This is a genomic window from Haloferax profundi, from assembly GCF_001469865.1.
Classification (GTDB): domain Archaea; phylum Halobacteriota; class Halobacteria; order Halobacteriales; family Haloferacaceae; genus Haloferax; species Haloferax profundi.
This window is the reverse complement of sequence record NZ_LOPV01000037.1, coordinates 1-12,785: the sequence shown is the minus strand read 5'-3', so window position 1 is coordinate 12,785 and position 12,785 is coordinate 1. Positions and strand designations below refer to the sequence as shown.

Here is a 12,785-nt window from a genome sequence, read left to right as displayed (position 1 = left end):
TCTGGCTCGGTATGGCGGTCGGACAGATACTCGGGGCCATCGCTGCGACGGCGTGGTTCACCCGCGGCACGTGGAAAGAGAGCGTCATCGACGCCGACGCGACTGGTGCGTAATCGACCGCCGTCGTGGGTTCCACAATGGTTTTACGTCGGTGTCGTGTACCTCTGTTCGCTGAGGGCCCGTAGCTCAGTGGACAGAGTGCTTGGTTCCGGACCAAGATGTCGCGGGTTCAAATCCCGTCGGGTCCGTTCTGTTACGTCTCGGCGCACATTGACCAGACAGCGGTCGATTTGACGGCCTGAGAGCCGTTCTGAGCCGATTGGTTTCAACACGTAGCGTAGCGGTCGTCTACGCAGTCAGGCGTTCAAGGAGAGTCAACGAATGGACTATGCATATAATTTTGCAGTATTGGATGTTCACCGTTGCACTTGGCGTGTCTGGCGTTGACACCACCTGACAAACCCAGTTCCAACTGAAATGGCATTGTTGAAGTACTCAATCGATGGTGATTTTCAGGAGTCGAGTTGAATACAGGGTGCGAGTCGGTTACCGGAGCTAGTCGAATTTTAATCCATATACCGGAAAGAGGGTCGTGGAGTGGGTATAAGACGACTTGCCCTAGAGACCTCAAAATACATCTCGGCAGCAGGGTTGCTGAAGTCCTATTTCTTACCAACGGCACATTTACCTAATTTGTTGCATACAAATAGAACGAAACACCGGAGGAACGCCTCATGGATAACCCGAGGATTACTGACTATGTGCGGTCTGATGCGGGCGGAAAAGGGGTTGCCATAACTGACGAACAACTCCTCGATGACTTACACCGTGTGGTACGTATCTTGGGTAAAGTCCCGTCAAGACGCGAATACATACAATTGGGGTCTTTTTCGAAGTCAGCCGTAGCTAACCACTTTGGGACTTGGTCGCAATACGTGCTTGACGCTGGATACGAGCCTCGTACAGCAAACGGAAATATCATAACTGACGAACAACTCCTTGACGACTTGCATCGCGTGGTACGTACCATAGGTAGGGTCCCGTCACGCCGTGAATACAAACAACACGGCACTTTTTCAAAGTCAACCGTAGCTAGGCGGTTTGGGAATTGGACACAATACGTCCTCGAGGCAGGATACGAGCCTAGTACAGCAAACAGGAAAGACGGTTACGATAACCTGCCTCGCACAGCAAACAGGAAAGACGGGCTGCAATATTCTACTGTGGTAGATAAAATCGCCTTGTATGCAGAGAATCACGGACACCCACCCACGATACGGCAACTGGCGGCAGAGACCGAATACAGTAGTACAAATCTGATCCATGTAGTCGAGAATTGGGACGATGCGATTAGCGATGCCGGGTTACATCCATACAATAAACCGTACGCGAGCTTCGACGTCTATCCTGCCGGAACTCTGATTGACGAGATACTTAAAGTGGCAGAGGAACTTGACCGACCACCCTACGAGTCCGAGATGGACGAACGGTCAGATGTCCCTGCCCATGTCTTCAAGAAAAAATTCGGCACGTGGGGTGAGGCATTAGAGTACGCTGGTCTCCCGCGTCGATACCAAGGCGGCAGCCTAATCAAAGGCAGGAACTCCGATGAATACGGAGAGAACTGGTCGGTGATGCGCAGGAAGACTATCGAACGAGACCGACATCGATGTCAACGGTGCGGGATGAAAGAAACCGAACACAGAAAGGAATTCGATACTGGCCTCCACGTCCACCATATTCAACCATTGAAGACGTTTGGAGTGCCTGAAGACGCGAACTTTTTGGAGAATTTAATCACTCTCTGCCAAGACTGCCACCAGATAGTTGAACCGCTGACACAGCACGCGTTCGTTGAATCGGAGTAGTCTACTGAAAGAAATCACCTCAATACGCTGGCTATCAAATCCATAGATTTCCAACACATCTACTGAAGTGAAATGAAGTATAATATATAAAGTATATATACTTGTTTGCTACAGCCGACCCACCCCAATTCACATTGCCAGAGTGGTGCCGCACTGAAAGCGCGGGTATCCTGTAGAGGTTGGTCAACCGTTTCGGGTTTCGGTTCATATGCCCTCAGATGCTGTCAGTGACGGGCTAGTCTTCGTTGAGGGCTATCACTTGGTTGTGGTATGCGACGTACTGTGGGCCTATCTCATGGCTGTTCTTGGTATCCACCTTCCGACCAGTAACGCTGTCCTCGTAGAAGTGGTCTACTTCGAGCGTCTGTGGGTCAATACTCAACATTCCGTTCTCGAAGTCCTCATGGTGGTTTGGACAGACTACAAGGACATTCTCGGGGACGTCAGGACCGTTGTGTGGCTCTCCAAGGGGCATCAAGTGGTGAACGTGAGAGAACCCATTGTCCGGTCCCTTGCGACGTCTGTCACCGCAAATCTGGCAGGTGTCGTCGTAGAGCGCCTTGAGCTTCCGGACGAGTTCTTCGTTTCGGACAACATCATCACGGGTGGTTGGTCGCCTCTCGGTGGTCTCTGAACCGTCAGGCAACTCGATGTCATCCAGTCCAACGGTATCCTCTGAATCGGTTCTGGGGACGGATACATCGGACTCTATGATCTCTGAGAGGGGAGTATCACCGTCCAAGGACTCGGCCAATTGGTGACCATCAGCAGTAAGGCGGTTTGCCCCGTCTGACCGTTCAACATATCCCAGAACCTGAAGCCATTCGCGGTGACGCGCCGCAACCTGTGGAGTACCCATGTTGATGTCCGCAAACTCCGAGACGAGTAGGTCCTTGATGTCCTCGTCAGTCAGAGGTCCATCCTGCATCCGGTGGATGATTGTGTCGAACCCCTTCACGTTGGACCGGAGGGACTCATAGAGAACTGGAGGTTCAGGCGAGGAGAGGTACCGACGTCCCCAGTTTCCAAGAGAGACAGTGTCGTCAGTGACGTCGATTAATTCGGTTGCATTAAGAAATCCAAGATGGTGGTTAATTGAGTCCCTGCTTCGGGCCTGTGTATTGGATAAGAGCCAGTCTTGGGCCTCTGACCGGCTTACTGGATTCTCGTTGAGAAACGAGAGGAAACGTTTCAGAATGTCCAGACGGTTGCTTGTACCCCCGTAGAATCGGTCTGTGGTCAATCGCCGGTCGTCAGACATCTTTCAGTTGGAATGCGAAAGGTGGCAACGTAACTTTGTCTCTATTTGAGACCTTGACCAAGATGACCCGTCTTCAGGTTCAGGATTTCGTCGCACTCCGAGAACGGACAATATTCTGTGTGTTTAGACGGAGAGTTTCGGGTTCCGGTGAGAACCCGTCGAATATGTGTGGGATATGTAACTCAGTTGGTGTGAAACAAACGTTGACCGTCGCGCCTCATTAGCAGTGAGTCAAACAGTAGGTGTGTGAGAGGTCGTCCTTACAGACAGTTCAGTGAGAGGGGGGCAACATCCTTTTCAGGCCAATTTGATCACTCTGCGGCTCTCCGTGGGAAATTGAGATTGCCCGGCCAGACGAAATCAGAGTCAGGACAAATTGATTTTCCTTTGCCCTGTTTTACAGTCCCAAGCCCGAGGTCTTCCAGTTCCTCCATTCGTTTCCGGGCAGTTGGTCGGCTCATAGAACCATAATCTGCAATTTCAGCAGTCGTCACAGCCGAACTGGTCTCCGGATGTACCAACGCTCTCACTGCACCCCTACGGTTAGCGGGCATAGTTGAGAGGGCTACTCGTATACATACATCAATGTCTTCCATCAGGACCTGCGTTCGTCCGTCAAGGAGGGCATGACCTCGGGCAAGGTTTCGGAGCATAGTACCTACTCGCCTAAGGCTTTCACGCTGAGGGCTACCCTCTCTAAGCGGCGCACGGGAATATTGGATGAGTCGACTCAAGTAACGCAATGCGTCGATGGCATCGTCTGACGGGTCAGATTCCCAATTGACCGCTTCTCTTCCCCCATGATATTTCCACAGTCCCCGAAGGTAGGTGTGAGTTGCTTCACGTGTCCGCGATACAAGTTCCCCGTATTCCGGCCCACTGAAGATGGAGTCAAATGCCTTGTCGTCATCTGTCTCATCGGTCATTGTCACGAAGAGGAGACGGTTCCCTACGTGGCTCATGACTCTGTGCCCACGGGGAGAAATTGGAGTGGTTGCCCCCATGAAGTTGAATCGATAGTCTCCGGTGTAGCCGCGGACACCTTGTGAGCCAGAATCACGAGTGAATCCATCGCCATCCATGACAGATGCAAAGGTCCCGTATCGCTCCCGAATCTGTTCTTCTGGTCCGTTAAACCATGTTGCCATGTCTGGGACAACGAGAGTCTTACCTTTGAGCCGAGGAAGTAGGTCGATCTCTGCTAATTCCTCCTCAGTTCGGGAGGAGTCCGCACTCACAAATGACGCAGGTGTGAGGTCGTCAGACCGGTAGATCTGTTCGTCAAGACCAAATAATGGCCGAAGTATCGTCGTCTTACCACATCCAGATGGACCCTCAATCATAATCCCCATTCCTGCCATGAGCCCTTGGATAAGGTGAGTCGCATGAGCCGAGAGAAGAACTTCCATGACTTCCCACGACTCTTTCCCAAGGTTGGTAGTAATAGCAGACTGTATCTGGTCCAGATCAGGCTCTGTCTTGGAGTCGTCTGACTCACCCGCCCACGGAATGGTTGAGTGGCTTTGCTTGTCGTCGATGCAGTCAGAATCGTTGTTGTGAATCAAGGTTTTGAAGGGTCAGACAGCGGGGTTCCGACCACGTTGGCACAAGTTCTAACCGCCATTGCACCAATTAAGGGGTGAGGTCCAGCAACCTCCCCTTCTGGGGTCTTTCCCACGGTCTTCAGAGTCGTTAGTTGTCCCCCTGCTCAGGGTCAAGGACAGTCGAGGCCTGTTCGAGAAACTGAGTCCATGTCAAACTGAGCTTGGTTTTCGTGACCCGAGCCCGTTTGACCGTGTCTTCGCTTGCGCGGATAGTCGAGTAGTGGTCAGGTGTTGGCACAGATACTCTATGCGTAATATGACATATATACTCTACGGCGACTAAAACGCCCAAAACGACGTCCAGAAGACCTAATACCTGCCTGAAGGTTCAGACAAACAGTAGTGAAAAGTACATAGTATCAATTTTCTTTCTGAGGGTTCAGCCAAGCGCGGCGTTCACAATCAGTAAGAATACACCAATAAACACTACTGCAAACTGAGACCAGAACAGTACCTTTGCACCTTTCGTAATGTAGCCCTCTCCTATACCCCCATCAAAGCTGTACTGGCTTTTTTCGGGGACACCATTTGACAGCCGCCAATGGTGGTACACAAGTTCAGTCAAGAGGAAGAAAACCCATGTGAAGCCGGTGATGAGCAATAATTCGAGGTCAATAAGCTGTCTTGTTAGAGATTTGTTGAAAAGCACGTCACCAGCACTCGCTAATACCCCTTGTTCTGCGGATGATTCGCTCCCTTCAAAATTTGATTTCCCTGTCGTCTTTTGCTCATCAGTACTCGCTTCATTCAGATAGACTGCCTCAAAATTCATTCCACCACAGCTATTGCAGGGTGGATTGTTACGGACGTGCCTGTCCCCACAATCTGTGCATTCCCACTCTATGTGGACTGGGGCGTCAATCTGTGTAGATTTCTCTTCTTCCTCTAACCTAGCTAATTTGTCGTGTCCACACTTCAGACAAGGAGGATTATCCGACTCGTGACGAGCGCCACACTTAGCACAGACCCACTTCGGCATAATTAGCCAATCAGACACATTCTTGTTTCAAAGAATTACCGCTCACCTAACATCAATTGACACAGAAGGGTAGCGGTGACATACAACTCTTTTCGGATACCCTCTCCGTGTTCGACCTTTACAACCCCTGACTAACGGAGACAGTGTTTGTCGGAGGTGGGCTCAAGAAGCGTAGATTACATCTTCGTATGGGCGATCTTCCTCGTCGTCATCGTGATTCTCAGCCCATTCAAATGCAGGCTTAGTGATTCGGAGGCCAAGAACGAGGATAACCCAGAATAGGAACGCAGACACCATCACGAATAGAGTTCCCTCTTTCTGGACATTAGTCGCCATTACCCCTGCAATAGTCCCGACTAAGACATTCTGAAATAGCTCCCAGTAACTCGGAAATTCCATGGACTACTGACTTGTTTAGCCACAGAAAAGTGTTAGGTGGTTGGGAGGTATACAAGCCACACCAGCAGTGGGGTTGACGGAGATTAGTTACAGGTTCTTCAGATATCCTCGTCGTTGCTCTACCTTTACTTCCTCTGACCGACGGTCGTAGTGTTTGTCGAGGATGTCGGGACTGACGTTCATCCGGTCACTAACCACTTTTTCTGGGACGTCCTCGGTCAGGAAGTGGGTGATTGACCCCCGACGAATAGCGTGAGGGGACACCGAAGAGGGACACTTACTGGCAGTCTTTTTCTGGTCATCAGTCGCTTCACAGTCGTCTCTGTCGCGTCCGTGAGGGCACTCAGCGCCATACTGACAAGGTCGGGTCCACCGGTAGACTGCATCGCGTATCGTCGTCTTGTGGGGACGTCCATGGGTCGTAGCAAGCAATGGTACCCTCTCAGAATCGTCGACGACGTCAGGACGATTGTGGGCCAGCCAGTCGTCCAATACAGCACAGGTATCCGCCGAGAGAGCAATGAGTCGCTCTCCGTTTTTCTTGTTCTTCAGCGGCGTCTCAGGCCGATGCTGGACCTTCAGATACTCACTCTCAGGGTCGTAGTCTTCGACGTCAATTGCTTGGACACTACCGGTTCTCATTCCCGTGTGCCACAACAGTTTGAGCAACACATGGTCGAATGAAGCGTAGTGGAATCGCCGGAGGAAGTCCAACATCGCCACTGAGTCCTCTGCATCAAGCATCACGTCACGGTGGTCGTCAGCGTCTCCAAGCGAAGGAGACAGGACCTTGGTGTGAAGGTCCGGTTCAACAGCGTCAATCGACTCACAGAACCGGATGAAGACACGGATAGTTGCAATCTGAGTCTTCAGAGAGACCTGCTTGAGGTCTCCGTCGTCGCGCCTCCAGAGCTTGTAACGGTGGAGAGACCGTCCTGTGAGGGTGTTCATGTTGTCTATGTCTTCTTCACTACACCAACGAAGGAAGTACTTCAGACGCGATTTGTGGGCTTTCAGCGTTGCTTCTGACACTTCGGTACTCCGTTCAGCGAGGTACATTCTAACCGCCTCGGACGGTTCAATTGGGTCAAGTCGTTCGGTCATTGTGGTTCTCCGAACGCCCGGACTGAGTTACGACCGGTGAGCGTGGTTCCGGACCAAGATGGTGCGTCCCCGCGAGCAACGCGAGCGGGGACTTATCGGGCCGTCAGGCCCGATAGTGGGTTCAAATCCCGTCGGGTCCGTCTCTCTTCTAATCGCATGGCAGCGGTGACTTGAGGTTCCAGTATGACGAACCCGCGTAGATTTCGTTCGCCGAGAAGGAACGATACCTATCGAACCGGACCGCATCAAGATACCCTACCCCGACTCTTCGAAGACGAACGGGCCTGTACGCCCGGGTTATTCACCTATCTTCCATTCACAGACCTTGTTCGCACGCTCAGTCACGGGGGATTTGGCTCGGAAAATCACTTCGTCAGCCTGTGTGTTCTTCGGAACATCGAAATAGAGGACGCCGTTCATCGTTTCCTCGGGAGCAAGTTCATACCACTCACGGAAAAACGGCTTCTCAACCGGGTCTAACAACCCAACTGGATATTCTCGAGAATTCGAGTCGACGTACCCATTCGCTTCGACTTCGAATCCACCAGTGACAGATTCAGAGATGGTCGAATCCGTCGGGTTCCACGCAGTTATCTCGAAGACAGCGAACGAGCGCCTGTCGATTGAACGGTGTTCGAAGCTTCCTCCTCCTTGGTCGACTCTAACGGTATCACAGACTATCGGTTCACTCACCCGAAGTTGGACGCCGTTCGGCAGTTCATGCGAGCTTCCAAACTGTGCTTTCGTGGGGACGACGCGTACCGTTTTCTCGATCGCTGATGGCACCGAGATTGTTATGTCTTGGACTCCTTTCGCTGGAAGTGTTTTTTCAATTGTCACCGTCTCTCCTGGCTCGATCGTCGTGTCAAGTGTGCCACCTTGTGCGTACTGCTCCGTGCTCCGTACGACAGAGAACCGTTGGTTGAACAATCCGGCACTCCCACCTGTGTTCGTCACCGATACCGAGAACTGTATTGGCTCACCGTTGACGTGTTCTTCCGGAACGTCGAGGGACGTGATTTCCATGTCTGGAAGCGAACTCGGGTCGACCTGTCCCTCCCAATACGCTTCCAAAGTCGACGACTGTGAGTCGGAGAGCGAAATACGGAAATCCATCGAGTCAGCCGGGACCTCGAAGAAAACCCAGCCCAGCGCGGTGACGTTAGGATGCGCGTCTTCGACTGTTTCGTAAAGTTCCCCACCGAGCGGGAACGACAGCGTCGGTTCCCCGCCCGGTTTCCCCTTCGGTTTGAGAGGTTGGTACTGGCTCCCACCGGTGATAAGTGCCAGAGAGTCGCGGGAAGGCAGGTCGACGACCGACTCGCCTGTATTCGCTGCCCGGACATCAGCTAAGATCAAAGCGTTACCGGGTTCTGGGCTGATTGTAGTTCCGTCGACCAACCGCGCTGCTCCGGTGAACCGAGCGGATGCAACCACAATGGTGACGCCATCGGACCGTGAGTACGACTCTCCGACCGAGCGTTGTACAGGTCCACTCGTCGCAGTCGTCGTCCCAGAGGGACGAGATGTGTCCTCCCCGGACGATGCAACAGCCGAGTCAGGCTTCGTCGTCGTACAACCAGCAGTCGATGCGAGTGCGAGCGAAGTGAGGAACGTTCGACGGTGCATAAACCGGGATGGTCCCGGTTTATGACTTAAACCTTCGCGCCGAAGCGACCTACTCGAACACGTCGAACACTTCGACCGCCTTGTACTCTTGACCCCACTCGGCCCCAGTCACTTCTTCGATGAGGCCGGCGTCTTCGAGGTTCTCGATGACGTTGTACGCCGTCCCGCGGGATACGTCGAGTTCTCGCACGATGTCGTTCGCCGTGAAGTACGGAATTTCGAGTAATTTACGGGCGAACCTGTCCGTCGACGTACCCCCAGGGTAGTCCGCCTCGTACTTCGTCTGGAGTTCTTTGAGCGCCCACGTGCGGTCGTACGACTCTTCGGCCTGCGACCGGAGCGCTTCGAGGAAGAAGTCGATCCACTCGACCCACTCGCCCTGCTCGCTCACGGCGCGCATCTTCTCGACGTACTCGACCTTGTGCCGGTTGAAGTAGGCACTCGGGTAGATGTACGGACTCTCGATGTAGCCCTGACCGACCAGATAGAGGATGATGATGAGCCGGCCAAGGCGACCGTTCCCGTCTGAAAACGGGTGAACCGTCTCGAAGAAGTAGTGGATGATAGCGGCGTCGACGAGTGGGTGGTAGTCGCTGTCCATCCCTACGTACTCGACGAGCGAATCCATGAGGGGACTGAGAGACGACGCCGAGGGTGGAATAAATGGGTCTTTCGCAGGGTTCGGACTGTTGAGCCGGACCATATGGTCACGGAACTCTCCGACGACATCGCCCTCGTTACGCACACCGTCGAGGAGCATCTCGTGGAGACGCTTAATCAATTCAAGCGTGATTTCTTCACCACGTTCGATGTGCCCGATACCGTACAGGAGCGCATCTTCGTAGTTCAGCGCTTCACGCAAGTCCTTGCTTTGCGGTTCGGCATCGGCGTTGTCTTCGTGCTTCGTGTGGAACGCAGCGACGTCTTGATAGTCGACCTCTGCACCCTCGATTCGAGCCGATTCGACCGCTTCGATTCGGATGAGTGTCGTGTATAGGACGGCAGCAAAATCGACTGTCGAACTGATGCCATCAACACGACCAATCTGGTAGGCTGCGTCGGCGACGAGATCGTGTGTCTCGGCGGGGAGTTCGATTTGGGGCTCCGGAGGAAGTGGGTCTGGTGAGTAGTACGGACGCGGATGGTAGTCGACGTACTTCCCCGGTGCCTCCTTTGGAAGCTTCTTCGTCCGCATTTCTAACCAGTACATGACGAGAGCATGTATAACTACTCATATACCAATTGAACAAGCCCAAGCGCGAAACGCAGCATGTACAGAACAACCCGTGGAATTTGGAATCGTAGTCATCGAGACCAAGGCCTGTGAAATATATATTTGAATGGTTGAACAAAATTCGATGCGTGAGTCCCTGTTGTCTAGTGGAGAGGAAGACGTTCGACAACAAGGACTTCGTCGCTTGGCAGAATTGAAGCGGAATTTGTAGACAGAATCGTGAGCGCGTCGAAATCAGTCTCAGGTAGCTCCGGAACTTGATTCTCTGTTTCGCTAATCGCCAGACAACGCACCGATTAACACAGATTCGTCACAGTCTATGACCCATTCCCGTCGGGTCCGTCATTTTCTAAAACCACATATTCAGCCCATAGAGCTCCCAGAAAGCCTCTCGACAATTCAACGAACGAACAGTCCGTGTTTTCGTTCGTCCCTTCACACCTATTCCATCGTGAGTTCGGGAAGCCGCTCCTGAAACAATCTATCCAGAACAGTCCACAGAATCTCTGTCGGAATCTGCTTCTCGAACTTCGTTTCTTCGTGGGAGATCTCTCCTTCATCTGGCAGATAATACTGGAAATGAACTGCCCCCAGTTCGGGATGGTCGTCGTCACGGTGCCACCCGCAGTTGAACCCAGTATTCGGGTCTGCGTAATGAATCCGAAATTGTGACTCATCTCTGACGAACCGCCACTCGACGTCGAGCGTCGGCGACTCTGGCCCAGTCGTCGGCACGACGCGATCGGGGTCAATCTCTGCTTGGATGAACTTCTTGACGATGCTATCCGGTTCGTAGGAAACCGACGTGACCGCAGGGTGCCTCTGCAGGACGTCTTTCAGTCCCTCGTAGACCGAACTGTCGATAGTTCCTGATAACCCCATTTGGTCACGCGGAGATGGAGTCTCGTTTGGTCGCCCAATCGTACTCGTTGAGTGCTGCCCGTACGACCGGGATGCGGTCCACGAGGTGCTCCCACTCGCTGGCAATGTCTCGCCGCGTCTCGACTTCGTCGGTGTCGTCGACGTCGGCGATACTCGCTCGAAGTTCACCGGGAGTCTCGACGCCGTACGACTGTTTCCAGTCCGTAATCTTGCTCCGCAACGAATCGAGAGCACTCGTCAACTCCTCGCGACTGTGCTCTCGCTGGAGTGCCGCAACCTCACGGTAGGTCGCCATGAGCTGGTCGACGCAGTAGAGTGTCTGGTCGCCCTGCTCGATTTTGCGGAGGACGTTGTCCTCGACGAGTTGGTCGAGGTACTTCTGCGCCGTCTTTACAGAGACTTCCGTCTCGTTTGCGACCCACGACGCGGTTCGAGGTGTTCGAAGCGTCCGGGCGGCGGCACGGATTCGCTCACCTCGGGTCATCGAAGCACGAGGGTCGTTCCGGGGGTCGTCGGGCATGCTTGACTCTACGAGGTGGTGAAACATATATCCACTAGGTTGGAAATATGTGTAGAGACAAAGAACAACGTTCGTCTGGCGAACAAAATGAGTCCAAAAATGCTGGCTACCACCCACGCTGAAAATGGCCTGTGCAGAACCTCAGTCCCCTGAAATCTAGACCCCGTTCGTCTCTCGCACGAAAGTCCGTCGGGTCCGTACAGTTCTGGAACGCTTCAGAACCAAAGAGTGAGCGCTCTACCCTTCGAAACCACAGATCTTCCTCCGAACCGATTCCGTCATGCACTGTGACACGGGCCGCCGCTGGCTATCGGTTTCGTGGATTCAAACACACGAGAGGTCGTCGGTACACTCGATAGCGAACTCTCACTCCCCTCGGTCCGGTTCCAACGGAATCCGGTCGAGACCAACCGTATCGTAGTCCTGTTCGCCGGAGAGAACTTCCTCGCCACTCGTCGCAATCACCCCAGCGTGAAGTGCATCGAACGGTGTCAGATGATACTCTTCCAAGAACGCCGCCGCCGCGAGAACTGCATCCTCGTGTTCTTTCGGCGTTATCGGAACGAGTTCGAGGAGGTTCGCTATCGCTCGTGGAGCGTCGATGTCGTATTCGGACTGCTCGCGGTCGTAGAAGAGAACGAGAACTTCCGCGTAGGCCAGAATCGACGTGTGAATGTCGTCGCGTTCTTTGAGCGCTTCGAGTGCCGAGTCGCGCAACCAGTCTTCGTTCTTCACGAGCGCAATCAAGAAGTCAGTCTCGACGTACACGAATCAGGCCTCACGATTCCCCGAACGCTCTTGGTCCTCGGCTTCGATTTCTTCGGAGATTGCGCTCCTCGCCTCCTCTTTGAGTTCGTCGGTGTCAGTTTCCTCGAAGGCATCACCGACCGCCTCTCGAAGTCCCTCCAGTGGGTCGTCGTCGACAGGGAAGAGCGCGACGTGACTCGGGAGTTCGACGATACGATAACGCTCGCCGAACCGTGACCGGACGTCCTTCGGGAGATAGATTCGCCCTCGTTCGTCCGTAGATTTCGACATGGTTCACATAGTACGGGAAGAATCAAAAACGTTCCCGCTATTCGTTCAATCCTCCCACTCGCTCAGCTATCGAGTTGGGTCGTTGCACAGCAAATCGTCAGACTGCACCCCGATTAAAACGGATTCGTTACACGCGATGACGCATTTCCGTCGGGTCCGTTCGACCTCATTCCGCCGACGGAATTCGAACACCTCAAATCGCGCCCACGTCGCGCAAGTACTCGATATCTTCGGGTGTGTACCCGTACTCACTGAGCACCGCTTCGG

The 12,785-nt window shown here is 53.3% G+C and carries 12 protein-coding genes and 1 tRNA gene; 2 read left to right on the top strand and 11 right to left on the bottom strand.

Features of this window, described 5'->3' with window-relative positions:
- Nucleotides 1-175: 175 nt before the first annotated feature.
- Together AUR66_RS01860 and AUR66_RS01855 are read left to right on the top strand one after the other, a co-directional pair.
- A tRNA-Arg gene (locus AUR66_RS01860) sits at nt 176-248 on the top strand.
- 486 nt (nt 249-734) lie between these two features.
- Nucleotides 735-1,868 (top strand): homing endonuclease associated repeat-containing protein, encoded by a 1,134-nt coding sequence (locus AUR66_RS01855; protein WP_058570822.1) that lies wholly within the window; start codon nt 735-737, stop codon nt 1,866-1,868.
- Between the two features lie 235 nt (nt 1,869-2,103).
- Here AUR66_RS01855 and AUR66_RS01850 read toward each other — a convergent pair whose 3' ends face one another.
- The 11 genes from AUR66_RS01850 to AUR66_RS01800 all read right to left on the bottom strand — a co-directional run bounded on the left by AUR66_RS01850 (nt 2,104) and on the right by AUR66_RS01800 (nt 12,518).
- Nucleotides 2,104-3,129 (bottom strand): HNH endonuclease, encoded by a 1,026-nt coding sequence (locus AUR66_RS01850; RefSeq protein WP_058570821.1) that lies wholly within the window; start codon nt 3,127-3,129, stop codon nt 2,104-2,106.
- A 311-nt stretch (nt 3,130-3,440) separates the two neighbouring features.
- Nucleotides 3,441-4,538, bottom strand: a complete 1,098-nt coding sequence (locus AUR66_RS01845; protein ID WP_157532963.1) for a hypothetical protein — start codon at nt 4,536-4,538, stop codon at nt 3,441-3,443.
- Nucleotides 4,539-5,112: 574 nt separating this feature from the next.
- The gene (locus AUR66_RS01840) at nt 5,113-5,505 is read right to left on the bottom strand and encodes a hypothetical protein (protein ID WP_058570819.1); all 393 of its coding nucleotides are present in this window, start codon (nt 5,503-5,505) and stop codon (nt 5,113-5,115) included.
- A 369-nt stretch (nt 5,506-5,874) separates the two neighbouring features.
- The gene (locus AUR66_RS01835) at nt 5,875-6,111 is read right to left on the bottom strand and encodes a hypothetical protein (protein ID WP_058570818.1); all 237 of its coding nucleotides are present in this window, start codon (nt 6,109-6,111) and stop codon (nt 5,875-5,877) included.
- A gap of 87 nt (nt 6,112-6,198) precedes the next feature.
- On the bottom strand, nt 6,199-7,215 hold the full coding sequence (locus AUR66_RS01830; RefSeq protein WP_058570817.1) for a tyrosine-type recombinase/integrase: 1,017 nt from the start codon (nt 7,213-7,215) through the stop codon (nt 6,199-6,201).
- A gap of 297 nt (nt 7,216-7,512) precedes the next feature.
- Nucleotides 7,513-8,616 (bottom strand): hypothetical protein, encoded by a 1,104-nt coding sequence (locus AUR66_RS01825; protein WP_231727721.1) that lies wholly within the window; start codon nt 8,614-8,616, stop codon nt 7,513-7,515.
- Nucleotides 8,617-8,893: 277 nt separating this feature from the next.
- Nucleotides 8,894-10,039: a Fic family protein gene (locus AUR66_RS01820; RefSeq protein WP_058570824.1), complete on the bottom strand. Its 1,146-nt coding sequence runs from the start codon at nt 10,037-10,039 to the stop codon at nt 8,894-8,896.
- 480 nt (nt 10,040-10,519) lie between these two features.
- Nucleotides 10,520-10,960 (bottom strand): hypothetical protein, encoded by a 441-nt coding sequence (locus tag AUR66_RS01815; RefSeq protein ID WP_058570815.1) that lies wholly within the window; start codon nt 10,958-10,960, stop codon nt 10,520-10,522.
- A 4-nt stretch (nt 10,961-10,964) separates the two neighbouring features.
- Nucleotides 10,965-11,480, bottom strand: a complete 516-nt coding sequence (locus AUR66_RS21630) for a DUF7342 family protein (protein ID WP_082682097.1) — start codon at nt 11,478-11,480, stop codon at nt 10,965-10,967.
- 366 nt (nt 11,481-11,846) lie between these two features.
- Entirely contained in the window at nt 11,847-12,248 is a 402-nt protein-coding gene (locus AUR66_RS01805; RefSeq protein WP_058570814.1) for a PIN domain-containing protein, read from the bottom strand.
- Between the two features lie 3 nt (nt 12,249-12,251).
- Entirely contained in the window at nt 12,252-12,518 is a 267-nt protein-coding gene (locus AUR66_RS01800) for a hypothetical protein (RefSeq protein ID WP_058570813.1), read from the bottom strand.
- Between the last annotated feature and the right edge of the window lie 267 nt (nt 12,519-12,785).